This is a genomic window from Phenylobacterium sp., assembly GCF_041691455.1.
GTDB lineage: Bacteria > Pseudomonadota > Alphaproteobacteria > Caulobacterales > Caulobacteraceae > Phenylobacterium.
The window spans coordinates 20,132-41,305 of the sequence record NZ_JBEPUO010000023.1 but is presented as its reverse complement, the minus strand read 5'-3'; the positions used below and the strand labels follow the sequence as shown (position 1 = coordinate 41,305).

At 68.8% G+C, this 21,174-nt stretch carries 26 protein-coding genes; 8 read left to right on the top strand and 18 right to left on the bottom strand.

All coding sequences use genetic code 11. The features are described 5' to 3' along the window. Nucleotides 1-33: 33 nt before the first annotated feature. The 4 genes from nthA to ACESMY_RS18930 are packed head-to-tail and all read left to right on the top strand — an operon-like array spanning nucleotide 34 to nucleotide 1,900. Entirely contained in the window at nucleotides 34-657 is a 624-nt protein-coding gene (nthA, locus tag ACESMY_RS18945) for a nitrile hydratase subunit alpha (RefSeq protein ID WP_372786177.1), read from the top strand. Continuing rightward, complete coding sequence (gene nthB / locus ACESMY_RS18940; RefSeq protein ID WP_372786176.1) at nucleotides 654-1,307, top strand: nitrile hydratase subunit beta; 654 nt, start codon at nucleotides 654-656, stop codon at nucleotides 1,305-1,307. The genes nthA and nthB overlap by 4 nt, the downstream gene beginning before the upstream one ends. Then, on the top strand, nucleotides 1,294-1,650 hold the full coding sequence (locus ACESMY_RS18935) for a nitrile hydratase accessory protein (protein ID WP_372786175.1): 357 nt from the start codon (nucleotides 1,294-1,296) through the stop codon (nucleotides 1,648-1,650). The genes nthB and ACESMY_RS18935 overlap by 14 nt, the downstream gene beginning before the upstream one ends. A gap of 37 nt (nucleotides 1,651-1,687) precedes the next feature. Further along, nucleotides 1,688-1,900, top strand: coding sequence for a hypothetical protein (locus ACESMY_RS18930; protein WP_372786174.1), 213 nt, complete (start codon nucleotides 1,688-1,690; stop codon nucleotides 1,898-1,900). 8 nt (nucleotides 1,901-1,908) lie between these two features. On the opposite strand, the gene ACESMY_RS18925 is transcribed toward ACESMY_RS18930, so the two are convergent. Together ACESMY_RS18925 and ndk are read right to left on the bottom strand one after the other, a co-directional pair. After that, nucleotides 1,909-2,262: a DUF6481 family protein gene (locus ACESMY_RS18925; protein ID WP_372786173.1), complete on the bottom strand. Its 354-nt coding sequence runs from the start codon at nucleotides 2,260-2,262 to the stop codon at nucleotides 1,909-1,911. Between the two features lie 63 nt (nucleotides 2,263-2,325). Continuing rightward, complete coding sequence (ndk, locus tag ACESMY_RS18920; protein WP_372786172.1) at nucleotides 2,326-2,745, bottom strand: nucleoside-diphosphate kinase; 420 nt, start codon at nucleotides 2,743-2,745, stop codon at nucleotides 2,326-2,328. Nucleotides 2,746-2,999: 254 nt separating this feature from the next. Here ndk and ACESMY_RS18915 point away from each other — a divergent pair, with 254 nt between their 5' ends. Continuing rightward, nucleotides 3,000-4,886 carry an ABC-F family ATP-binding cassette domain-containing protein gene (locus ACESMY_RS18915; protein WP_372786171.1) on the top strand — a complete coding sequence of 629 codons (1,887 nt, stop codon included), beginning with the start codon at nucleotides 3,000-3,002 and terminating at the stop codon, nucleotides 4,884-4,886. On the opposite strand, the gene ACESMY_RS18910 is transcribed toward ACESMY_RS18915, so the two are convergent. Genes ACESMY_RS18910 through ACESMY_RS18895 form a run of 4 tightly spaced genes read right to left on the bottom strand, consistent with a single transcriptional unit; the run spans nucleotide 4,859 to nucleotide 7,089 of the window. Continuing rightward, a complete protein-coding gene (locus tag ACESMY_RS18910; protein WP_372786170.1) occupies nucleotides 4,859-5,758 on the bottom strand; it encodes an ion channel in 900 nt (299 codons plus the stop codon). The genes ACESMY_RS18915 and ACESMY_RS18910 overlap by 28 nt on opposite strands. Nucleotides 5,759-5,813: 55 nt before the next feature. Continuing rightward, complete coding sequence (locus ACESMY_RS18905) at nucleotides 5,814-6,095, bottom strand: hypothetical protein (RefSeq protein ID WP_372786169.1); 282 nt, start codon at nucleotides 6,093-6,095, stop codon at nucleotides 5,814-5,816. A gap of 60 nt (nucleotides 6,096-6,155) precedes the next feature. After that, a complete protein-coding gene (locus ACESMY_RS18900) occupies nucleotides 6,156-6,467 on the bottom strand; it encodes a polyhydroxyalkanoic acid system family protein (RefSeq protein ID WP_372786168.1) in 312 nt (103 codons plus the stop codon). Nucleotides 6,468-6,474: 7 nt separating this feature from the next. Then, nucleotides 6,475-7,089 carry a BON domain-containing protein gene (locus tag ACESMY_RS18895; RefSeq protein ID WP_372786167.1) on the bottom strand — a complete coding sequence of 205 codons (615 nt, stop codon included), beginning with the start codon at nucleotides 7,087-7,089 and terminating at the stop codon, nucleotides 6,475-6,477. Nucleotides 7,090-7,235: 146 nt separating this feature from the next. On the opposite strand from ACESMY_RS18895, the gene ACESMY_RS18890 reads away from it, so the two are divergent. Further along, nucleotides 7,236-8,246, top strand: coding sequence for a lysylphosphatidylglycerol synthase domain-containing protein (locus ACESMY_RS18890; protein ID WP_372786166.1), 1,011 nt, complete (start codon nucleotides 7,236-7,238; stop codon nucleotides 8,244-8,246). On the opposite strand, the gene ACESMY_RS18885 is transcribed toward ACESMY_RS18890, so the two are convergent. The 9 genes from ACESMY_RS18885 to ACESMY_RS18845 are packed head-to-tail and all read right to left on the bottom strand — an operon-like array spanning nucleotide 8,243 to nucleotide 15,481. Then, nucleotides 8,243-8,635 (bottom strand): HesB/IscA family protein, encoded by a 393-nt coding sequence (locus ACESMY_RS18885; RefSeq protein WP_372786165.1) that lies wholly within the window; start codon nucleotides 8,633-8,635, stop codon nucleotides 8,243-8,245. The genes ACESMY_RS18890 and ACESMY_RS18885 overlap by 4 nt on opposite strands. Beyond that, on the bottom strand, nucleotides 8,635-8,997 hold the full coding sequence (locus ACESMY_RS18880) for an SUF system Fe-S cluster assembly protein (protein WP_372786164.1): 363 nt from the start codon (nucleotides 8,995-8,997) through the stop codon (nucleotides 8,635-8,637). The genes ACESMY_RS18885 and ACESMY_RS18880 overlap by 1 nt, the downstream gene beginning before the upstream one ends. A 29-nt stretch (nucleotides 8,998-9,026) precedes the next feature. Continuing rightward, on the bottom strand, nucleotides 9,027-10,241 hold the full coding sequence (locus tag ACESMY_RS18875; RefSeq protein ID WP_372786163.1) for an aminotransferase class V-fold PLP-dependent enzyme: 1,215 nt from the start codon (nucleotides 10,239-10,241) through the stop codon (nucleotides 9,027-9,029). 3 nt (nucleotides 10,242-10,244) lie between these two features. Continuing rightward, nucleotides 10,245-11,270 carry a Fe-S cluster assembly protein SufD gene (gene sufD / locus ACESMY_RS18870; RefSeq protein ID WP_372786162.1) on the bottom strand — a complete coding sequence of 342 codons (1,026 nt, stop codon included), beginning with the start codon at nucleotides 11,268-11,270 and terminating at the stop codon, nucleotides 10,245-10,247. Continuing rightward, nucleotides 11,267-12,013, bottom strand: coding sequence for a Fe-S cluster assembly ATPase SufC (gene sufC, locus ACESMY_RS18865; RefSeq protein WP_372786161.1), 747 nt, complete (start codon nucleotides 12,011-12,013; stop codon nucleotides 11,267-11,269). The genes sufD and sufC overlap by 4 nt, the downstream gene beginning before the upstream one ends. Then, nucleotides 12,013-12,426 (bottom strand): hypothetical protein, encoded by a 414-nt coding sequence (locus ACESMY_RS18860; RefSeq protein WP_372786160.1) that lies wholly within the window; start codon nucleotides 12,424-12,426, stop codon nucleotides 12,013-12,015. The genes sufC and ACESMY_RS18860 overlap by 1 nt, the downstream gene beginning before the upstream one ends. Next, nucleotides 12,423-13,892 (bottom strand): Fe-S cluster assembly protein SufB, encoded by a 1,470-nt coding sequence (gene sufB / locus ACESMY_RS18855; protein ID WP_372786159.1) that lies wholly within the window; start codon nucleotides 13,890-13,892, stop codon nucleotides 12,423-12,425. Before sufB ends, ACESMY_RS18860 begins: the two co-directional genes overlap by 4 nt. A gap of 3 nt (nucleotides 13,893-13,895) precedes the next feature. Further along, complete coding sequence (locus tag ACESMY_RS18850; RefSeq protein WP_372786158.1) at nucleotides 13,896-15,047, bottom strand: cysteine desulfurase family protein; 1,152 nt, start codon at nucleotides 15,045-15,047, stop codon at nucleotides 13,896-13,898. Beyond that, nucleotides 15,044-15,481: an Rrf2 family transcriptional regulator gene (locus ACESMY_RS18845; RefSeq protein ID WP_372786157.1), complete on the bottom strand. Its 438-nt coding sequence runs from the start codon at nucleotides 15,479-15,481 to the stop codon at nucleotides 15,044-15,046. Before ACESMY_RS18845 ends, ACESMY_RS18850 begins: the two co-directional genes overlap by 4 nt. Nucleotides 15,482-15,650: 169 nt before the next feature. Here ACESMY_RS18845 and ACESMY_RS18840 point away from each other — a divergent pair, with 169 nt between their 5' ends. Next, on the top strand, nucleotides 15,651-16,301 hold the full coding sequence (locus ACESMY_RS18840) for an alpha/beta hydrolase (protein ID WP_372786156.1): 651 nt from the start codon (nucleotides 15,651-15,653) through the stop codon (nucleotides 16,299-16,301). A gap of 8 nt (nucleotides 16,302-16,309) precedes the next feature. Further along, the gene (locus tag ACESMY_RS18835; protein WP_372786155.1) at nucleotides 16,310-16,696 is read left to right on the top strand and encodes a DUF4440 domain-containing protein; all 387 of its coding nucleotides are present in this window, start codon (nucleotides 16,310-16,312) and stop codon (nucleotides 16,694-16,696) included. Here ACESMY_RS18835 and ACESMY_RS18830 read toward each other — a convergent pair. Genes ACESMY_RS18830 through ACESMY_RS18820 form a run of 3 tightly spaced genes read right to left on the bottom strand, consistent with a single transcriptional unit; the run spans nucleotide 16,687 to nucleotide 21,122 of the window. After that, nucleotides 16,687-19,152, bottom strand: a complete 2,466-nt coding sequence (locus ACESMY_RS18830; protein WP_372786154.1) for an FtsX-like permease family protein — start codon at nucleotides 19,150-19,152, stop codon at nucleotides 16,687-16,689. The genes ACESMY_RS18835 and ACESMY_RS18830 overlap by 10 nt on opposite strands. Before the next feature lie 14 nt (nucleotides 19,153-19,166). Beyond that, nucleotides 19,167-19,847 carry an ABC transporter ATP-binding protein gene (locus tag ACESMY_RS18825; protein ID WP_372786153.1) on the bottom strand — a complete coding sequence of 227 codons (681 nt, stop codon included), beginning with the start codon at nucleotides 19,845-19,847 and terminating at the stop codon, nucleotides 19,167-19,169. A 9-nt stretch (nucleotides 19,848-19,856) separates the two neighbouring features. Beyond that, nucleotides 19,857-21,122, bottom strand: a complete 1,266-nt coding sequence (locus tag ACESMY_RS18820; protein WP_372786152.1) for an efflux RND transporter periplasmic adaptor subunit — start codon at nucleotides 21,120-21,122, stop codon at nucleotides 19,857-19,859. Nucleotides 21,123-21,174: the final 52 nt, after the last annotated feature.

Sequence of the window (21,174 nt, the reverse complement as noted above, 5' to 3'; positions counted from 1 at the left end):
CACCTTTCCGCGCTTCTCCCGCATTTTCCGTCCATGGCGCACGATCACCACGACCACGACCACGATCATGGCGACGACCACGGCCAGGCGCCGCCGTCAGACATGGCGCTCCGCGTGAAGGCCCTCGAATCGCTGATGGTGGAAAAGGGCTTGGTCGATCCGGCGGCGCTGGACGCCATCGTCGACCACTTCGAGCACAGGGTCGGACCCCGCAACGGCGCCCGGGTGGTGGCCAAGGCCTGGACCGACCCGGCCTACAAGGCCCGGCTGATGGAGGACGCCACCGCCGCCATCGCCGAGTTGGGCTACGCGGGCGGCCAGGGCGACCACATGATCGTCGTGGAGAACACGCCGGAGATCCACAACGTCGTCGTCTGCACCCTGTGCTCCTGCTACCCGTGGCCGGTGCTGGGCCTGCCGCCGGTCTGGTACAAGTCCTCGCCCTACCGCTCGCGCGTCGTGATCGATCCGCGCGGGGTGCTGGCCGAGTTCGGGACCGAACTGCCGGCCGAGACCGAAGTCCGGGTCTGGGATTCGACGGCGGAGATCCGCTACCTGGTGCTGCCCGAACGGCCGGCCGACACCGATGGCCTGGACGAGTCCGCGCTGGCCGCCCTCGTCACCCGCGACGGCATGATCGGGACGGCGCGGCTGTGAACGGCGTCCATGACATGGGCGGCATGCAGGGGCTCGGCGCCATCGAGCCCGAGGCCGAAGGCCAGGTCTTCCATCACCCCTGGGAGGGCCGGGTCCACGCCATGAGCCTGGCCTCGCCGACCCGCGCCAACATCGACTCCGGCCGCCACCAGCGCGAGCTGATCCCGGGCCCGGAATACCTGCGGATGAGCTACTACGAAAAGTGGTTCCGCTCGCTCAGCGAACGGCTGCTCCAACAGGGCCTGGTGACCCCGGAAGAGTTCGCCAGCGGCCAGCCCGCGCCCGGCTCGGCCAAGGCGACCCCTCGCCTCGCTCCCGAGGCGGTGGAGAGCACGCTCGGCCGCCAAGGCTCCTACGTCCGCGAGACGACGGCCCGGCCGCAGTTCGCGTCGGGCGATCAGGTGCGGGCGCGCAACATCAATCCCAATGGCCATACCCGCCTGCCCCGCTACGCCCGCGGCCGCCGCGGCGTGATCGAGCGGCTGCATGGCGCGCACGTCTTCCCGGACTCCAACGCCCACGGCAAGGGCGAGGACCCACGGCCGCTCTACACCGTGCGCTTCACGGCGCGCGAACTGTGGGGTGAGGCCGCCGACGCCCGCGACAGCGTCAGCCTCGACCTCTGGGAGCCCTATCTTGAGCGCGCCTGACCCGCTGACCCTGCCGCGCCTGCCGCGCGACGAGGCGGGACCGGTGTTCGCCGAGCCCTGGCAGGCCCAAGCGTTCGCGCTCGCCCTGCAGCTCCACGCCCAGGGCGCCTACACCTGGACCGAATGGGCGCAGGCGCTGTCCGAACGCCTGATGGCGGCCGGGCCGGACGACGACGGCTCGCGATATTACGACTATTGGCTTGCGGCGCTGGAGGACCTGGCGACCGCCAAGGCCCTGGCCGGGGCCGCGGAACTGGCCGCGCGCAAGGAGGCCTGGGCGGACGCCTACCGCCACACCCCGCACGGGCGTCCGGTGGAACTCAAGGCGGAACCTTTACCATAGCCGCACGCTCAAGCTCGAGCGGAGGTCTACGGACGAAATGGTTCAGTACGCGGTGACCCTGAAGGATGGAGACTGGACGGTCTTTTCCGACGGGAAAGCCATCGAGCACGGCCTGAGCCGCTCGGCCGCCATCGAGCTCGCCAAGGACATGGCCTTCAACGCCGAAGAACGCGGCGAAGCCGTCGAGCTGCTGATCCAGGGCTACTATGGCGACCTGTCCCGCAAGCTGACCGGCGGGTCGGAAGACTAGACCTGGAGTCAGCCGCGGCGCTGGGCCGATTTCGCTTCGCGTTTGGCGCGGGCTTCGGCCTTGGCCTGGGCCTTGCGGTCCTTGCGGTCCTGGCGCTTCAGCTCGAGCTGGGCTTCTTCGTTGTTGGCGAGCGCCAGACGCGCGTCTTCCACGGCGGCCTCGGCCTTCAGGCGCGCGGCTTCCTTGTCGGCGGCCCGCTTGGCGCGGACCTCCTCGACTTCGCGGGCCTTGCGCTGAGCGCGGGTCTCAAGGACGGCGGCTTGGACGGTGGGTTTCGGCTTGAACTTTTCCAGCAGGGCTCTGCGGGCTTCGGCCTGGGAGCTCAACCTTTCGTTGAAACCCCCGATCTTGTCTTCTCTCATCACGGCTTTCGAATGGAATGGATACTAGGCGGGAAAACCCGCCGGCGGTTTCGGGCGCCAGCCTCAGCCGACGATGTCGCCCTCGGTGAAGAACTGGACGATCTCGAGCGCCGCGTTCTCCGAGCTGTCGGACCCATGCACCGAGTTCTCGCCGACGTTCTTGGCGTAGAGCTTGCGGATGGTGCCGTCAGCAGCGTCGGCCGGGTTGGTGGCGCCCATGACCTCACGGTATTTGGCGACGGCGTTCGGACCTTCAAGGACCTGGACGACGACGGGCGCCGACATCATGAAGTCGACCAGCTCGCCGTAGAACGGGCGGGCGGCATGGACCTCATAGAACTTCTTGGCCTGGGCCTCGGTCATGCGGATGCGGCGCTGGGCCACGATCCGCAGGCCCGCGTCCTCGATCACCGCGTTGATCTTGCCGGTCAGGTTCCGCTCGGTGGCGTCCGGCTTGATGATCGAGAAGGTGCGTTCGGTCATGAGGGTCTTTGCGTCTCTTGAGGCAGGGTGACGGGGCGCGTCGCGCCGCGAGGTGGCGGGCTCTATACCCGCCCCGCCGCCGCTCGCCAAGGCGCTGCGCTGCAACAGTGCCGCCGGATCGGCATGACGCGGGCGCGCCGGTCTGCTATGGACGCGCCCGGTCAGGCGGCGGCGCGGCTTTTCATCCCTGACCTTTCCCTTTCTCCGCAGGTCCGGCGAAACGCTGGTCCGCGCCCCGTTTCGCGATTCCTCCGATGTTGCAGATCAAAGACCTCGTATTCGACGCCTGGGGCCGCCGGTTCTTCGACCAGGCGACCGTCAGCCTGCCGAAGGACGCCAAGGTCGGCCTTGTCGGCCGCAACGGCGTCGGCAAGTCGACCCTCTTCAAGCTGATCCTGAACCAGCTCGTACTGGGCTCGGGCGAGATCGGCCTGCCGCGCGCCGCGCGCATCGGCTCGGTGGACCAGGAGCACCCGGCGACGCCCGTGCCCCTGCTGGAGACCGTGCTGGCGGCCGACGTCGAGCGCGCGACCCTGCTGGCCGACCTGGAGACCGCCGAGCCGGAGCACATGGGCGAGATCTACGCCCGGCTGATCGAGATCGACGCCGACCGCGCGCCCAGCCGGGCCGCCGAAATCCTGGCCGGCCTGGGCTTCTCCAACGCCGACCTGGCGCGGCCGATGGCCGAGTTCTCCGGCGGCTGGCGGATGCGGGTGGCGCTGGCCGCCTCGCTGTTCGCAGCGCCCGACCTGCTGCTGCTCGACGAGCCGACCAACTACCTCGACCTGGAAGGCGCGCTCTGGCTGGAGGCGCGGCTGAAGAAATACCCGCACACCGCCATGGTGATCAGCCACGACCGCGAGCTGCTGAACAACTCCGTCGACCACATCCTGCATCTGAAGGACGGCAAGCTCGACCTCTATGCCGGCGGCTACGACAGCTTCGAGCTGCAGGTGACCGAAAAGCTGCGCCTGCAGGAAGCCATGCGGGTGAAGATCGAGGCCAAGCGGGCCCACATGCAGTCGTTCGTCGACCGCTTCCGGGCCAAGGCCTCGAAGGCCACCCAGGCCCAGTCGCGCCTGAAGATGATCGCCAAGCTGCCGCCGGTCTCCAACATCATCGAGGACCGCGTCGCCCCCTTCTCGCTGCCCTCTCCCGAGCGGCCGTTGCCGCCGCCGCTGATCCGGCTGGAGGGCGCCGATGTCGGCTACGGCGGAGCCCCGATCCTGCGGAAGCTCAACCTGCGGCTGGATATCGACGACCGCATCGGCCTGCTGGGCGTCAACGGCGCCGGCAAATCGACCTTCGCCAAGCTGGTGGCCGGCGCGCTGGACGTGGAGTCGGGCACCCTGCTGCGGTCCTCGCGCCTGAAGGTCGGCTGGTTCCACCAGCACCAGATCGAGGCGATGGATCCGACCGACACCCCGCTGGAGATCATCCGCCGGGCAATGCCAGGGTCTTCGGAGGCGCAACGCCGCTCGAAGCTCGCCCAGTTCGGCCTGGGCTACGACAAGGTCGAGACGACCGTCGCCAATCTCTCCGGCGGCGAGCGCGCGCGTCTGCTGCTCAACATGGTGGCCATGGAAGCGCCGCACCTGCTGATCCTCGACGAGCCGACCAACCACCTGGATATCGACAGCCGCCGCGCCCTCCTGGACGCGCTCAACGACTACGAGGGGGCGGTGATCCTGATCACCCACGACCGGTCGCTGATGGAACTGGTCGCCGACCGGCTCTGGCTGGCCGCCGACGGCGGAATCGAGCCCTTCGATGGCGACATGGAGGACTATGCCAAGTTCGTCCTCGACCGCGCCCGGGTCGCCGCGCGTGCGCCGAGCCAGGTGGCCGAGGAACCGCTCAAGGCGCCGCCGCCTCCCCCGCCCCCCGCGCCAAGGGTGAAAGTCCCGACCGGAACCGCGCGACGCCGGGCCGAGGCGGCCGAGGCGGCCCTGGCGCGAGCCACAGCCGCACTGACAGAGATCGACGCCCGCCTGACCGACCCCGCCACCTTCGCCAAGGATCCGGCCAAGGCCGCCGATCTCGGGCGCCGGCGCGACGCCGCCCAGGCGACGATGGAAGCCGCCGAGGCCGAGTGGCTGGCCGCCCAGGAAGCCTACGAGGCCCTGACCGCGGCCTCCTGATCAATCCCACCGGGGGCCGGAACGGTCTCGTGGATACGGGTGATGTCGAGCTCGATGAAGCCGCCGGGCAGGTCGCGCAGGATGTCCGTGAAGACGTGGCCGAAGCGCAGATCCTCGCGCCGATAGCTCTTGCGGTCGTTGATCGTGGACGAGATCGCCTCGTCGAAGCCGGCGATCGAGACCATCAAGGTCGGCGCCTCCGCCTCCATCCGCGCGTCGGTCATGCCGAACAGCGGGCTTTCCTCGTCGATCAGGTGGATGAGGGTCCAGGTGAGGCTGAGCACAGGGATATTGCTGCGGACCAACTTGAGCTCCGTGAACCGGCGGAAGCGGCTGTGGCCGACCGGCTCGTCGCGCAGATAGCTGATGCGCGCGGTGGCCTCGCTTATGCCCTGCATCCGGCGGCTTGCGACCCGCACCATCAGGGCCTGGCGGCCCTCGTAGGGCGCGACCACGGCGAAGTCGCTGAACACCAGCCGCGCCGAGGGACGCGCGAAGCGGGCGAAGAAGGCGCCGGTCGCCAGCGCCGTCAGGAACATGCCGATGAAGATCTCGCCGGTCACCACAAGGTGGCCATAGAGCGTGGCCGGCGTCATGACGCCGTAGCCGACCGTGGCCAGGGTCTCCACGCTGAAGAAAAAAGCGTCGCCGAAGTCCCCCGGCCGCGCGCTGTTGACGGAGCCCGGCGCCAGCCAGAACAGCGTGGCGAAGACCAGGTTCGCCAGCAGGAACACCAGCAGGACCGAGATCAGGAAGGTCGGCCAACGCATGGCCAGGATCAGATAGTAGGGATCCTCAAGGCTGAACCGGCGGACGCCGAGCTTTACGGCCGTCAGGCCTCTGAGGTCGATGCGGGGCGGCGGCAGCTTCACCGCGCCTGCTTAGCATGACCGGCGGCCCCGTCGAGCAGACGGGGCCGCCTTCAGGTCAGGTGATGTGTTTCGGACTGATCGGGTCGCTGCCCGGGAAGGTCTCTTCCAGGGCTTCGTCGAGCAGCGCCTCCTGGCGGTCCTCGGAGCATTTCTCCTTGGCGGCCATGTGGTCGTGCTTCTCGTCGTGCTTCAGCGGCTCCACCTCGCGGTGGTGCGGCGTTTCGATGTGGCGGTCCTCGTGGACGGGCGCGGCTTCCACCGCCATGTCGGCGTTGGCGCCCCCGGACCCGTGCGTGAACGCGCGGCGGGCCTCATCTTCGGTCTGCTTGCGGGGCATCGGGTTATCCTCTCGGCTGTGTCAGGACGAAAACCCCCAAGGTGAGGCTTAGGTTGCCCGCTATTTCCGGGCGAGCAGCAGCTGACCCTCCTTTTGCAACGTGCCCTGCACCTTGCCCGCGATCATCGCCAGGAAGCCCGGCAGCAGCACCTCGACCGTCACCAGGGCGTCGGCCACCGCCACATAACCGGAGATCGATTGGCCAAGCGAGGTGAGCGAAAAGCTCAGCCGATCGCCCTCCCAGTGCTTGTCCAGGGCGCCGACCGAACCGCCCAAATGTCGAGAGAGGTCGGCAAAGCCCTCTTCGATACGCCGCCGCGCCTCCGGCCGGCCAAGCTGGTGGGGGATGACGATGGTGATCGGCTTGCTCATCGCGCGCCTAGAAGAATGTCCAGTGGCCGCGGTCGTGAACGCGCAGGTTGTTCTGGACGTGCCGGACGCCGTCGATGTCGGCCACGTCCTCGATGCGCCGCTTATCGGCCTTGTGGCGGACCGAGCCGTTGAGCGTGACCTCGGCATCCTCCACGATCACCTCCAGGCCGCGCAGATCGAGGCTTCGCTCGTCCTCCAGCCGCTCGACGATCACCGCCCAGAGCACGCGGTCGGACGGGCCACGGCGGCGCGGCTGCGGATCCAGGCTGGCCGCCCGCGGGTTGCCGGAGAAGAAATCGCCGGCCCGATCCATCCAGGACCGAGGCGGGGCGGAAGGCCGACCGCGGTCTCCGACGAAGCGCCGGCCCGCGTCTTGATCGCCCTCGAAATAGCGGCGATAGGCGCGGCGGCTTTCGGCGTCATAGACATGGTCGCTCGAATAGTCGGCCGGGCCGCTGTCGCCGCCCGGCGGCCGGGTGTCCTGCTCTGCGCGGTAGCCCGTGCGGCGGCGCGGATCGTAGGCGTAGTCTTCGGAATAGTCGGCCTGGCCGAAGTCCTCGCGCCCGGCCAGGTTCGCCCTGCGGCGCTCCTCCTCGCGGTCTTGCCAGTCTTCGCGGGCCATGGCGTGCGTTCTCCCTTGCTAGAGCCTGTCTGCGAAGAACCTGCGCCGTGGCTATCGGTTCCCATATGTAGGGGAACCGGTTCGCCGGCGACGCCCTCTCTCAGCGCCCGGACTCACCCGGCCGACTCAACCGAGACTGCACCCCCGTGACCGCCCGCGACGCGCCCCGCTCCGCCCCGCCAGAGCCCGTCGAGGTCGAGCTCGCCGAGGCCCTGTCTCCGCCGCGCCGCCGACTGGCGGGGATGGTTCGCACGGCCCTGCATATCGTGCCGCCGATCATGCTGGTCGCCGCGGTCTGGGTGCTCTGGGGGGAATTCCACCACCTGAGCTTCGCCGCCGTCCGCGCGTCGATGGCCGGCTGGGGTCTTCAGGCGATCCTGCTGTCGGTGGTGCTCTCCGCGGTGAGCTTCGCCCTGATGGGGGCCATCGAATGGGTCGGCCTGCGCTGGACCGGCGCGCGCGTGCCGCTGGGCGCGACCCAGGTCGGCTCCTTCCTGGCCAACGCCATCGCCCACGCCATCGGCGCGAACCTGTTGATCTCCGGGGCGATCCGGGCGCGCTTCTACGACCGCTACGGCGTGAGCCTGACCCAGGTCGCCGGCACGACGCTCTTCGCGGCCTTCTCGTTCGGGGTGGGGCTGGCGGCGCTGTCCGGCGGCGGGCTGTTGCTCGCCTCGCACGCCGAGCTCGCCCGCACGGCTATCCCGCCTGCGGTGGCCAGGGCGCTCGGATGGACGCTGCTGGCGGGCGCGGCCGGCTATGTGACCCTCTGCGCCGTCCGGAGAAGGCCGATCACCGGGTTCGGGCGCAGCGTCACCCTGCCCAGCCTGCGCGACGCGCTTTCACAGCTGGTGCTCGGCGTCGTCGACAACGGCATCGCCGCGGCGATCCTGTGGATCCTGCTGCCGGCCGGCGGCCCGAGCTATGTGACCTTCGTGGGCGCCTATGCGGTGGCCTGCATCGTCGGCCTGATCTCCTCGGTGCCGGGCGGCGCCGGGGTGTTCGAGAGTGCGATGGCGGCGCTGTTGCCGGGCGTCGAGCCCGCGGCGCTCGCCGCCGCCTTCCTTGGCTACCGGCTTGCCTACTACATCCTGCCGCTGATCCTAGCCGCCGCGGCCCTCGGCGTGGAGACGGTGCGGAGCGCCCGGCGGGCCTAGTCGGGCTTGGCGGGCTCGATGGTGACGCTCTCGCCGCAGCCGCAGGCGTCGGTCTCGTTGGGATTGCGGAACACGAACTTGGCCGCGAGCCGGCTGACGTCATAGTCGATCACCGTACCGACCAGGAACAGCACCGCCTTGGGCTCGACCAGGATGGTGACGCCCTTGTCCTCGACGACCTCGTCGAGCGGCCCGGCCGCCTCGGCGTACTCCAGGACATATTCCTGGCCCGCGCAGCCGCCGTTCTTCACGCCCACGCGCAGGCCCGCATAGGGCTTCTCGGCCTTGCCCATGATCTCGCGAACGCGCTCGGCCGCGGCCTCGCTGAGCGTGACCACCTTGGGCCGTTCGCGCCGCACGCGGGGCTGGGTTGTGAGGTTCAGGTCCATTAGAACATGTTCAGTTGCAGCTTGGCCTCGTCGGACATCCGCGAGGGATCCCAGGGCGGCTCGAACACCAGCTCGACCTTGCAGGAGCGGATCTCGGGAATCTGCCTGATGGCGTCTTCCACCCAGCCGGGCATCTCGCCCGCCACCGGACAGCCGGGCGCGGTCAGGGTCATGTCGATGACCACGTCCTTATCGTCCGACACGTCGACCTTGTAGATCAGGCCGAGCTCGTAGATGTCGACCGGGATCTCCGGGTCGTAGACCGTCTTCAGCTGGTCGATCAGCTTGTCGGTCAGCACGTCGAGCTCCCCCTGCGACAGGGGCGCTGTGGTCTTGGCGTCGAGGCTGGAGGCGTCATCCATCGGGGTCATCTTACGCGAAGAAAGCCATGCTAAGCGAAAAAGGCTTGGGTCTTGGTCAATGCGTCCACGAAGGCGTCGGCCTCCTCGTGGGTGTTATATAGGGCGAATGAGGCGCGCGCGCTCGACGTCACGCCGAACCGCCGCATCAGGGGTTCCGCGCAGTGGGTCCCGGCGCGGACCGCCACCCCGTACTTGTCGAGGATCTGGGCCACGTCGTGGGCGTGGGCGCCATCGACGGTGAAGCTGAGGATCGCGCCCTTCCCCGGCGCCTCGCCCAGTACGCGCAGCCAGTTGGCCCCGTTGAGGCGCTGGCGGACATGGTCGTAGAGGGCCTGTTCGTGCTCGGCGATGGCGATGCGGTCGAGGCCCGAGAGCCAGTCGATGGCCGCGCCCAGGCCGATCGCCTCCAGGATCGGCGGCGTGCCGGCCTCGAAGCGGTGCGGCGGGTCCGCGTAGCTGATGGCCTCCAGGGTGACCGTCCCGATCATCTCGCCCCCGCCCTGGTAGGGCGGCAGGGCGGCCAGCCGCTCGGCCTTGCCGTAGAGGGCGCCGATGCCGGTCGGGCCATAGAGCTTGTGGCCGGAGAAGACGTAGAAATCGACGTCCAGCGCCTTCACGTCGACGGGCTGGTGGACGATGGCCTGGCAGCCGTCGAGCAGCACCAAGGCGCCGGCCTCGTGCGCCAGCCGGATCAGATCGGCCACCGGGTTCACCGTGCCCAGCACGTTCGACATGTGGGTCAGCCCCACGACCCTGGTGCGCTCGCCGAGCAGTTCCTTGAAGGCCTCGAGGTCCAGGCGGCCGTCGTCGGTGACCGGCACGAACTTCAGGACCACGCCCTGCCGCTCGCGCAGGAAGTGCCAGGGCACGATGTTGGCGTGGTGCTCCATCTCGGAGAGCAGGATCTCGTCGCCGGCCTTCAGGCTCGCGCCGAGGCCCGCGGCCACCAGGTTGATCGCCTCGGTGCCGCCCTTGGTGAAGACGATTTCGGACGGCTCCGCGCCGATGAAGCGCGCCACGGACTTGCGGGCGGCCTCGTAGGCCTCGGTGGTTTCGTTGGCGAGCGTGTGCAGGCCGCGGTGCACATTGGCGTAGCTGTGCTCCATGGCGTGGGTCATGGCCTGTATCACCGCGCGCGGCTTCTGGGCGGAGGCAGCGCTGTCCAGATAGACCAGCGGCTTGCCGTTCACCCGCCGCTGCAGGATCGGGAATTCGGCGCGGATCGCTTCGGCGTCGAAGGCCATGCGTCAGCGCCTCAGCCTTTCCGCCGCCCAGGCGCGCACCAGGTCGCGGGCGGCCTCGTGCTCGATGCGGTCGATCACCTCGCCGATGAAGGCCTCGGTGAGCAGGGCGCGGGCTTCCGTCTCGGACATGCCGCGCTGGCGGGCGTAGAAGAGCGCGTCCTCATCCAGCGCGCCGACCGTATTGCCGTGCGCGCAGGCCACGTCATCGGCGTAGATTTCCAGCTCGGGCTTGGCGTCCACCTCGGCGCGGTCGGAGAGGATCAGGGCGTGGTGGCCCATGCGCGCGTCGGTGCGGTCAGCGCCCCGCTCGACAACGATGCGGCCTTGGAAGATGCCGCGCGCCTGGTCGCGGACGACCCCTTTGGTGAGCTGGACGGTGGCCCCGTCGGCGCTTTCGTGGGTGACGACCGTGGTCTGGTCGGAGTGGCGCTTGCCGGCCAGGAGGTAGACCCCGTCGAGGCGCAGCTCGGCGTGGCCGCCGGGATGCTGCACCCGGGTCTCCAGCCGCTGCCGGCGGGCGCCCGAGGCGATCACCGTCTGAGCGAACCTGGCCCGGGGCGCGAGGATCACCTCCGCCTGGCTGATGGAGATCGCCTCGGCGTCGTCCTGCGCCAGCACCACGCGCTCGACGCTCGCGCCCTTGCCGAGCGTGAGGGTCAGCACGGCCTGTGAGACCGACCCGCCGTCGCTCTCGTAGCTTTCGAAAAGGCGCAGCGTCGCGTCGGGGCCGACGATGACTTTCAGCCGCGCCACGTGGACGCCGGCGCCGCGCGAGACGAACCGGGCCGCGACAGTCGCCGTCGAGCCGCGGGCGATCTCGATGGGGTCCGCGCCGCGGCCGTTGACGATCAGCCGGCTATCCTTGGCGAGCGCGTCGAACGGGCCCTCGCCGGGGTCACCCCCGAACGGCTCCGAGGGCGCCGGCAACTTGCGGATCAGGCCGCGCAGGTCCGTCCAGCGCCAGTCCTCGTCGCGCTTGCCGGGCAGTTCGGCGACGTCGCGGTCGCGTATGGCGGCGGCGAGGCTCAAGCGGCCTTCTCGTAGCGCTCGTAGCCGTCGCGCTCGAGCTCGTGGGCCAGTTCCGGCCCGCCGGAGGCGACGATCCGCCCGCCGGCCAGCACATGGACGCGGTCGGGTTTTATGTAGTCCAGCAGCCGCTGGTAGTGGGTGATCACCAGCATGCCGCGCTCGCGGCTGCGGAGCGCATTGACCCCGTCGGAGACGATCCTAAGCGCGTCGATGTCGAGCCCGCTGTCGGTCTCATCGAGGATGAGGAACCGCGGCGAAAGCATCGCCATTTGAAGGATTTCCATCCGCTTCTTCTCGCCGCCGGAGAACCCGACGTTGAGCGCCCGCTTCAGCATGTCGAAGTCGATCTTCAGCTCGGCGGACTTGGCGCGCGCCAGCTTGAGGAACTCCGGCGCGGTGATCTCGGCCTCGCCGCGGGCCCGCCGCTGGGCGTTGAGCGCGGTGCGGATGAAGGTCAGGGCCGGGACGCCGGGGATCTCCAGCGGATACTGGAACGACAGGAAGACGCCGCGCGCGGCCCGCTCGTCGGGCGCCAGCGCCAGCAGATCCTCGCCGTCGAGCGTCGCGGAGCCTTGCGTGACCTGATAGCCGCTACGGCCGGTCAGCACGTAGGACAGCGTCGACTTGCCGGCTCCGTTGGGGCCCATGATGGCGTGCACCTGGCCGGCCGGAATCTCCAGGGAGAGCCCTTTGAGGATTTCCTTGCCGTCGACCTCGGCGTGCAGGTTTTCGACCTTCAGCATCAATGGATCTCGTCGGCGAGGAACTGGGCCACGACGCGCAGGGCGTCGGCGACGCTGTCGGCCTGTTCGCTTTTCAGGGGCGCAGGCGTGGCGGAGACGGCGACGTTGCGCTTGTCGCCCACGCTGACCGTCGCCTGGCCGGCTTCGAAGTAGGCGCGGATGCGGAAATCGGCGCTCTCCAGCAGAACGGTGTAGCGCCGCCAGTCGACGGTGAGCTTGTGGGCGGCGAGGAAGTCCGGATCGCCGATCAGCGCGTCGTAGAGCTGGCCCGCGCGGCTGAGGTCCTCCTCCTGTTGGAGGCGCTCGGCCTCGGCGCGGGCGGCGCGGTCGGCGTCGCGGCGCGCCTGCTCGATCTCGAAGGCATGGCGCAGCGAGAGCGCGATCGTCTCGTCCTTCTTCATCTGCGAGGTCATCCGACGCTCCCTTCCAGAGAAATGGCCACCAGTTTCTGGGCCTCGACGGCGAACTCCATGGGCAACTCCTGAAGCACCTCCTTGACGAAGCCGTTGACCAAGAGCTGCACGGCCTCTTCCTGCGAAAGCCCGCGCTGCATCACGTAGAACAGCTGATCTTCGGAGAGCCGGGTGGTCGTGGCCTCGTGCTCGAACTTCGCGTGGCCGTTGCGGGCCTCGACGTAGGGCACGGTGTGGGCCGCGCACTGCTTGCCGATCAGCAAGGAGTCGCACTGGGTGAAGTTGCGCGCGCCCGTGGCCTTCGGGTGGGCCGAGACCAGGCCGCGGTAGGTGTTGGACGACTTCCCCGCGCTGATCCCCTTGGAGATGATCCGCGAGCGGGTGTCCTTCCCCAGGTGGATCATCTTGGTGCCGGTGTCGGCCTGCTGGCGACCGTTGGTGATGGCAATCGAATAGAACTCGCCAGAGGAGCCATTCCCCCGAAGGATGCAGGACGGATACTTCCAGGTGATCGACGAGCCGGTCTCGACCTGGGTCCAGGAGACCTTCGAGCGGTCGCCGCGGCAGTCGGCGCGCTTGGTGACGAAGTTGTAGATGCCGCCCTTGCCGGTTTCCGGATCGCCCGGATACCAGTTCTGGACGGTGGAATATTTGATCTCGGCGTCGTCCAGGGTGACCAGCTCGACCACGGCGGCGTGCAGCTGGTTCTCGTCGCGCATCGGGGCGGTGCAGCCCTCGAGGTACGAGACATAGGCGCCTTCATCAGCGATGATCAGGGTGCGCTCGAACTGGCCGGAGTTCTCGGCGTTGATCCGGAAATAGGTCGAGAGCTCCATCGGGCAGCGGACGCCCGGCGGCACGTAGACGAAGCTGCCGTCGGAGAAGACCGCGGCGTTCAGGCAGGCGAAGTAGTTGTCGCTGACCGGTACGACCGAGCCCAGGTACTTCTGGACCAGTTCGGGATGCTCGCGGATCGCCTCGCTCATCGAGCAGAAGATCACGCCTACGGCAGCCAGTTCCTTCTTGAAGGTGGTGACCACGCTGACGCTGTCGAAGACCGCGTCCACGGCGTAGCGCGGGGCCCCCACGACGCCGGCCAGAACTTCCTGTTCCCGAAGCGGGATGCCGAGCTTCTTGTAGGTCTCCAGGATGTCGGGATCGACCTCGTCGAGGCTCTTCAGGCCCACCTTCTCCTTGGGCGCGGCGTAGTAGTAGCTGTCCTGGTAGTCGATCCGCGGGAAGTTGACTTTCGCCCAGCTCGGCTCGTCCATCGCCAGCCACCGCTCGAAGGCGTCCAGGCGCCAGGCCAGCATCCACTCCGGCTCGTTCTTCTTGGCCGAGATGAAGCGGACGATGTCGGCGTTCAGGCCCTTGGGCGCGAAGTCCTGCTCGATGTCGGTGACGAAGCCGTGCTTGTACTTTTCGAGACTCTCGACGTGTTCGACGGTCTGACGGACGGCGGCCATACTCTACGCTCCGGCGACGGCAGGTTGGCGGCGCGCGGCGTGGCGCCCGTGGGCGGCGAGCCAGGCTTCGACGAAGCGGTCCCAGTCGGCCTCGATGGTGTTCCAGCCGCCGCTGACGCGGATCGCGCAGCCGGAGAGGTCGCCCTGTCCCATGGCCGCCAGGACCGGAGAGGCCTTGACCTTGCCGGACGAGCAGGCCGAGCCGGCGCTGATCATCACCTGGGCCAGGTCGAGGCCCATGACCTGCAGGTCGGAGGCGAAGCCGGGCGTGGCGATGCAAAGGGTGTTGGCGAGGCGGGGCGCGGCTTCGCCCATGACCACGCCGCCGGCGGCCTTCAGGCGCGCGGCGGCGGCGTCGCGCCAGATCGCCCGGCCTTGGAATTCGTCGAGCCCTTTCATGGCCTCAGCCGCCGCGGCGCCGAAGGCGGCGATACCGGGTACGTTCTCGGTGCCGCCGCGGCGGCCGCGTTCCTGGCCCCCGCCGTGCTGGCGGCGAGAGAGCGTGGCTCGCGGGCCGAAGGTCAGGGCGCCGACGCCCTGGGGGCCGCCCAGCTTGTGGGCGGAGATCGACAGGGTGTCGGCGCCGAGCGCGCGACTGTCGACGATGACCTTGCCGGCCGCCTGGATGGCGTCGACGTGCAGCCAGCCGTCGGCGGCGCGCACGATCTCCGAGGCCTCATGGACGGGCTGGATGACGCCGGTCTCGTTGTTGGCCAGCATCAGGGTGACGAAGGGCCTGCCGTCCGCCGGGTCCCAGGCCGCAAGCCGCGTCTGCAGCCAGGCGAGGTCGGCGCGGCCGTCGGCGGTGACCGGCAGGACCTCGACCTCGACGCCCAGCACCCGGGCGGTTTCCTGGATGCTGTCGTGTTCGATGGCCGAGACAATCAGGCGCCGCGCGCCGGCGGCGACGGCGCTTTCGAGGGCCAGCGCATTGGCTTCGGTGCCGCCGCTGGTGAAGATCACAGTTGAGGCGGGCGCCGCGATCAGGGCCGCGACCTCTTCCCTAGCCTGCTCGACGAGCGCGCGGGCCGCACGGCCGGCGGCATGGATGGAGGACGGATTGCCGCCGATCTCCAGCGCATGGACCATGGCGTCGCGGGCCTCGGGGCGGACCGGGGCGGTGGCGTTGTAGTCGAGGTAGACAGACGACGTCATGCGGCCTTCCGGCTTCCCCCAAGGCGGCCCGAGACCACGTCGGCGAGGCTGACCGAAGCCAGGTAGTCCTCGATCCGGTGGCCGAGGTCCTCCCAGAGGTCGTGGGTCAGGCAGCGCTCGCCCTTCAGCATGCAGCCCTTGCCCTGGGCGGCGCAGCGGGTGGCGCGCAGGGGCTCGTCCACGGCCAGGACAATCTCGGCGATGGAGGTTTCGGCGGCGGTGCGGGCCAACCTGTAGCCGCCGCCGGGGCCGCGGGCGCTCTGCACCAGGCCCTTGCGGCGCAGGCGCGCGAAGAGCTGTTCGAGGTAGGAAAGCGATATCTCCTGGCGTGCGGCGATCTCGGCCAGCGCCACGGCGCGGGTCGGCTCGCAGTCGCGCCGCGCGAGATCCGCCATGGCCATGACGGCGTATCTGCCTTTGGTGGAGAGACGCATGTGATGCGGTCCAGTGCAGTTTTCTCGCGTTTCGCAGCGACGCTATGTTATTAGCCGCCGCCTTGCGCGATCCGGGTCCTTGCCGTTGCGTTGCGACTTAGGAAGACCCAGCGCAGTAGTCAAGTATTCCGGGCGGCCGAGATGGCGCGCCCGAGCTGAAAGGGTTCGTATGCCAGAAGTGGTTCTGACCGGCGCCGCCGGGCGCATCGAAGGCCGCTATTCGCAGGGCAAGAGCGAGACGGCCCCCGTCGCGCTGATCCTGCACCCGCACCCCAAGGCGGGCGGCCAGATGAACAATCCGGTCACCGTGCAGCTGTTCCACCTGTTCATGAAGCGCGGCTTCTCGGTTCTGCGGTTCAACTTCCGCGGTGTCGGCCGCAGCCAGGGCGAGTTCGACAGCGGGATCGGCGAGCTGGCCGATGCGGCCACCGCGCTGGACTGGCTGCAGTCCACCAACCCGGCCGCGTCGCAGTGCTGGGTCGCCGGCTATTCCTTCGGCGCCTGGGTCGGCATGCAGCTGCTGATGCGCCGCCCGGAGACCGACGGCTTCATCTCGGTCTCGCCGCCGACCAACGCCTACGACTTCTCGTTCCTGGCCCCCTGCCCGGCCTCCGGCCTGATCCTGCATGGCGGCAACGACACGGTCGTCCCGCCGATCGAGGTGGAGCGCGTGGTCTCCAAGCTGCGCACCCAGAAGGGCATCGTCATCGACTACGACGTGGTCGAGGGCGCGAGCCACTTCTGGATGGAGAACCTGCCGGACGTCGAAAGCCGGGTGGGCGCCTATCTCGACAAGCGCCTGGCGGCCGACCCGGCCTGAGCCGCGCCGTGACGGCTCCGGACGACGCCATCCGGGCGCGGCGTCGGCTGACCAACCGGCTGATCGCCGAACGCCAGGCCGCGCGGCTGCGGCCGTTCTTCGTCCCCGACGCGAGGCTGATCGCCGGCGACGGCGGGCTGATCCTCGGCGCGGAGGCCATCGTCGAGGCCTTCGCCGCCCAGTTCCGTGAGCCGGGCTTCGTCGCCTATGTGCGCACGCCGGACAGCGTGGAGCTCGACCAGGCCGGCGACCGCGCCGCCGAGACCGGCCGCTGGACCGCCGGCGGCATGGCCGGGGCCTATATGGCGGCCTGGCGCAAGGTCACCGGCCAGTGGGCGATCGAGAGCGAGCTGTTCATCACGCTCTCCGATCACGCCCCGGCCGATCACTCGTAGCGCAGGGCGCTCACCGGCCGCGCGCGGGCGACACGCAGGGCGTGGAAGAACACCGTCGACCAGGCGATGACCACGCCGGCCCCGGCCGCCGCGGCGAAGGTCCAGGGCGCCAGGTCGACATGATAGGCGAAGCCCTTCAGCCAGTAGTCCATGGCCAGCCAGGCCAGCGGCAGGGCCAGCAGGTTGGCCCAGAGCACCGGCTGGGCGAACTGCCAGAGCAACAGCCGCAGGATGTCCGACGATTTCGCGCCCATGGCCTTGCGGATGCCGATCTCCTTGGTCCGCCGCTCGGCGGTGTAGGCCGAGAGCGCGAAGAGGCCGAGGCAGGCGATCGACACCGCGATCAGCGCGCAGACGGCGATGAACCCGCCCTGGATGACGTTGTCGATGTAGAGCCTGAGCAGGAACTGGTCGGCGAAATACTGCTGCAGGGGCTGGCCGTGGCTGATCCTCTCCCACACCTTGTCGACGCGTTTCAGGGTTTCGGCGGGGTGCGCGGGATCGAGTTTGATGTTCAGCGCGACCGAACTGAACATATCGGTCTTGGGGCCGACGAAATAGAAGCTGGCGATCACCTTCTGGCGGATCGAGGCGAAGGTGAAGTCGGGCACCACGCCAATGACTTCGGACGCCCGGGCCGGCGGCACCACCACCAGGTTCGACATGTTGATGTGCGGATTGTAGTGCCAGGTCACCAGATGGCCGATCGCGTCTTGCGGCGACTTGAACCCCAGTTCCCGCACCGCGGTCTCGTTCAGCACGATCGGCGGCGGCGTGTCCCCGAGGCGGCCGCCATCGTCGCCAGGCCGGGACTCGTTCGGCAGGCGGCCCGCGACCGAATGGATGCCGTAGACCTGGAAGAAGCCGAAATCGATCGGCGCGTAGTTGAGCATCGCCTTGTGGCCGTTTGCGAAGCTCATGTCGTTCGAGAAGGACAGGGCGACCGCGGCCGGCGATGAACAGGCCGCGCCCGTGACGCCCGGCACGGCGCGGACGGCGTCGCGCAAGGCGTTGGTGCACGGCGAGGCGAACAGCATCACCACCCCGTCCTTGTTGGTGTGGGTAGCGTCCTTCAGGGCGAATGTCGTCTGGCGGTAGATGGTGAGCGCGCTTAGCAGCAGTGCGATCAGCACGGCGAACTGCGCCACCACCAGGGCCTGGCGCACCCCGCCGCCGCCCGAGGCCGCGATCGGCCCACCCTTGAGGACGGATGACGGGCGGAATGAGGACAGGACAAATGCCGGGTAGAGGCCCGCCAGAAGCGCGGTCGTCAGGGTGACGCCGATCATCACCGCGAGCAGTTGCGGGTCCGAGAGATAGTTGAAGGCGATCTTTCGCTGCAGGGCCGCGCTGACGGCCGGCAGCAGCAACTCCGCCAAGGCGACCGCCAGGACGAGCGCGATGGCGACATAGATCATCGCCTCGCCCATGAACTGGATGACCAGGTCCTTGCGCTGGGCGCCGAGCGCCTTGCGCACGCCCACCTCGGTAGCCCGGCGCGAGGCGCGGGCGGTCATGAGGGTCACGAAGTTGATCGCCGCCACGACCACGATCAGCACTCCGATAATGCCGATCCCCGCGAGCACCTTCACGTCGGCGCCGGGCTTGGGATCACCGCCGTCGGCCGGCTGCAGATGGATCGAGGTCAGCGGCTTCAAGCGCATCGTATAGCTGTCGATCTTCTGGTCGGGGTTCTGCGCGCGGGCGGCCGGCAGCAGGCGCCGCTCGATGAAGGAGGCCAGCCCGGCGTCCATCGCGGCGGCGGAGGCGCCGGGCTTCAGCCGGACGTAGGTCAGGTTGGAGTTCGAGGAGTAGCCGGCGGCGTAGAGATTGGTGAGGATCGAGTCCGGGGCCTTTGATGAGGTGAAAAGCTCGTAGGCCAGGTGGCTGTTGGTCGGCAGGTCCTCAATCACCGCAGCGACCCGAACCGGACGGCCATCGATCAGCAGCTGGCCGCCCAGCGGCGCATCCTGGCCGAAGAATTTCCGCGCCGCGGAGCGGGTCAGCACCACAGCGTCGGAGGCTTCCAGGGCGGTCGCCGGATCGCCGGCGACGGCCGGCATGGGCATGACCTTGAAGAAGTCCGGATCGGCGCAGGCGAAGGCCTGTTCGCTGACGCTGAGATTGCCGCGCCGGATGACGGGCGGGAAGCCGGAGTTGCTGATCCGGGCGACATATTGGATTTGCGGAAAGTCGAGCTTCAGATCCTCGGCCAGCCGTCCGGACGTATAGTCCAGCTCCATCTTCGGCTTGTCGTGCGGGACGATGGCCTGGCTCAGCAGGTAGACGCGCTCGTGCCCCGGAATGAACCGGTCGTAGGTCAGCTCGTGGCGCAGATAGAGGCCGATCAGGATCGCCGAGGCGAAGCCGATCGCCAGGCCCGCCACGGTAAGGGCGGCATAGACGCCGTTGCGCTGCAGATTGCGGAGCGCGGCCGCGAGATAGTTGCCGAACATCGGATCGTCCCTTCTCAGGCCGCAAGCAGGGTTTCGGAGACCACGCGGCCGTCCAGCAGCTTGATGGTGCGCTGGGCGGCGGCGGCGTGGGCCAGGGAGTGGGTGACCATCACCACGGTGACGCCGGCGTCCGCGGCGGCCGTAAGCATGCCCATCACCGCCTCGCCGTTGACCGTGTCGAGGTTGCCGGTCGGTTCGTCGGCGAGGATCAGGCTGGGGCTGGAGACCAGGGCGCGGGCGACGGCGACGCGCTGCTGCTGACCGCCGGAGAGCTGTTGCGGGCGGTGCTTGGCCCGGTGGCCCATGCCGACCGTCTCCAGCGCCTCGGCGACCCGCCGGCGGCGCTCGGCGGACGGGACCTTGCGGTAGAGCAGCGCCACCTCGACGTTCTCGGCCACGCTGAGGTCGTCGATCAGGTTGAAGCTCTGGAACACGAAGCCGATCCGCTCGCAGCGCAACGCGGTGAGCTCGCGTTCGGAGCGCCGGGCGACCTCCTGGCCGAAGAATTCGAAACTGCCGCTGGTCGGCGTGTCGAGCAGGCCCAGGGTATTGAGCAGGGTCGACTTGCCGCAACCGGACGGGCCCATGACGGCGACGAACTCCCCGCCCCTCACCTCCATGGAGATGTCGTTCAGGGCCAAGGTCTCGACCTCGGCGGTGCGGTAGACCTTGCTGACGTTGGTGAGTTTGAGCATCCGTGCCCCCTATTTCTTCTTCGCCAAATTGACGCGATCGACCTTCTCGAAGGCCGCGTAGTCCGAAGTGATCACCCGTTCGCCAGGCGCGAGACCGCCCAGCACCTCGACCTGATCGGCGCTGCGGCGGCCGATCTTGACCCTGCGCCGGTCGGCATGACTTCCACCGCCGTCGGCCACCATCACCCAATCGCCGCCGGTGCGCTCCAGGAAGGGCCCGGCGGGCAAAATGAGGGCCGGCCGATCGCCACCTAGCGTCAACCGGCCCTCCAGTGCTTGGCCGGGGAGAAGGCCGCGCGGCATGGCGCCTTCGAAGGCGAGATCCACCTGGAAGGTCGCATTCTTCACCTGGGGGTCGACGCGGGTGATCTTCACCGGGACCTCGTGGCCATCGATGGTCACGGCCCCGGTCTGTCCGGCCCGCACGCGCTCCAGGTAGTATTCGTCGATCTGGGCCTGCAGCTTGAAGCCCGTATCGGCGACGATCTGGCCCAGGCGCTGACCACGATTGCGGATCTCGCCCGGCTTGATGTCCATGTCGGTCAGCCGCCCGGCCACGGGCGCACGGACCACCAGGCTGTCCAGCTTGCCGCGGGTGACCTTCAGACTTTCCTGCAAGGTTGCGAGTTCGCTGCGGATCTGCGGAATCTGCCGGCGGCGCAGTGCGTCCTGCTCGGCGTTCGAGGTGGTCTGCAGCGGCAGGAGCTTGCGGTTATGGTCGAGCTCGTCGTGGACCTGGTCGTAGAGGTCGCGGCTGACGTAGCCCTTGGCCGCCAGGGCGTCGCGCCGTTCGGCGGTGCGCTGCAGCCGGGTGATGTCGTAGGCGATCTGGGCGGCGGCCTTCTCATTGGCCACCCGGGTGTCCTCGAGCTGCTTCTCATAGGTCTGCAGTTGGGTGATCGATTCCACGAGCCGGCCCTCGCGGTCGAGGACCTCCAGCTCCAGCTCGGTGTTGCGGAAGCGCAGCAGAGGCTGGCCCACGGCGACCAAGTCGCCGGCCTGGGCCAGCACCTCCTGCACCTGCCCGCCCTCAAGCGCGTCGAGGTAGATGACGTCCTTGGGCTGGGCGGTGGCGCGCAGGACGACGAGGTCATGGAAGACCCCGCGCTCGACGGTTCCCAGCGTCACGTTCTGGGCAGGCACGCGAACGCTGGACTTGGTCCCGCTCAGCACCGCCGCGCCTAGACCGGCAGTGGACAGGACGGCGGCCAAGGCGCCGGCGACCAGCAAGGTGCGGCGCCGCCGCCACATCGGCCGTTCGATCACTCTGTCCATCACTGCGCTCATGAATAACAGTGTCGCTTGAAGTTCGGTTTCTCGGAAACCC

Coding starts and splice junctions, on each gene's coding strand:
- ACESMY_RS18915 (WP_372786171.1), top strand. CDS start 3,000: ATGTTGCAGATCAAAGACCTCGTATTCGACGCCTGGGGCCGCCGGTTC.
- ACESMY_RS18825 (WP_372786153.1), bottom strand. CDS start 19,847: ATGCTCAAACTCACCAACGTCAGCAAGGTCTACCGCACCGCCGAGGTC.
- ACESMY_RS18860 (WP_372786160.1), bottom strand. CDS start 12,426: ATGACCTCGCAGATGAAGAAGGACGAGACGATCGCGCTCTCGCTGCGC.
- nthA (WP_372786177.1), top strand. CDS start 34: ATGGCGCACGATCACCACGACCACGACCACGATCATGGCGACGACCAC.
- sufC (WP_372786161.1), bottom strand. CDS start 12,013: ATGCTGAAGGTCGAAAACCTGCACGCCGAGGTCGACGGCAAGGAAATC.
- ACESMY_RS18885 (WP_372786165.1), bottom strand. CDS start 8,635: ATGGACCTGAACCTCACAACCCAGCCCCGCGTGCGGCGCGAACGGCCC.
- ACESMY_RS18840 (WP_372786156.1), top strand. CDS start 15,651: ATGCCAGAAGTGGTTCTGACCGGCGCCGCCGGGCGCATCGAAGGCCGC.
- ACESMY_RS18880 (WP_372786164.1), bottom strand. CDS start 8,997: ATGGATGACGCCTCCAGCCTCGACGCCAAGACCACAGCGCCCCTGTCG.
- ACESMY_RS18905 (WP_372786169.1), bottom strand. CDS start 6,095: ATGCCCCGCAAGCAGACCGAAGATGAGGCCCGCCGCGCGTTCACGCAC.
- ACESMY_RS18830 (WP_372786154.1), bottom strand. CDS start 19,152: ATGTTCGGCAACTATCTCGCGGCCGCGCTCCGCAATCTGCAGCGCAAC.
- ACESMY_RS18850 (WP_372786158.1), bottom strand. CDS start 15,047: ATGACGTCGTCTGTCTACCTCGACTACAACGCCACCGCCCCGGTCCGC.
- sufB (WP_372786159.1), bottom strand. CDS start 13,892: ATGGCCGCCGTCCGTCAGACCGTCGAACACGTCGAGAGTCTCGAAAAG.
- ACESMY_RS18875 (WP_372786163.1), bottom strand. CDS start 10,241: ATGGCCTTCGACGCCGAAGCGATCCGCGCCGAATTCCCGATCCTGCAG.
- ACESMY_RS18845 (WP_372786157.1), bottom strand. CDS start 15,481: ATGCGTCTCTCCACCAAAGGCAGATACGCCGTCATGGCCATGGCGGAT.
- ACESMY_RS18930 (WP_372786174.1), top strand. CDS start 1,688: ATGGTTCAGTACGCGGTGACCCTGAAGGATGGAGACTGGACGGTCTTT.
- ACESMY_RS18820 (WP_372786152.1), bottom strand. CDS start 21,122: ATGGACAGAGTGATCGAACGGCCGATGTGGCGGCGGCGCCGCACCTTG.
- ACESMY_RS18925 (WP_372786173.1), bottom strand. CDS start 2,262: ATGAGAGAAGACAAGATCGGGGGTTTCAACGAAAGGTTGAGCTCCCAG.
- ACESMY_RS18895 (WP_372786167.1), bottom strand. CDS start 7,089: ATGGCCCGCGAAGACTGGCAAGACCGCGAGGAGGAGCGCCGCAGGGCG.
- ndk (WP_372786172.1), bottom strand. CDS start 2,745: ATGACCGAACGCACCTTCTCGATCATCAAGCCGGACGCCACCGAGCGG.
- ACESMY_RS18900 (WP_372786168.1), bottom strand. CDS start 6,467: ATGAGCAAGCCGATCACCATCGTCATCCCCCACCAGCTTGGCCGGCCG.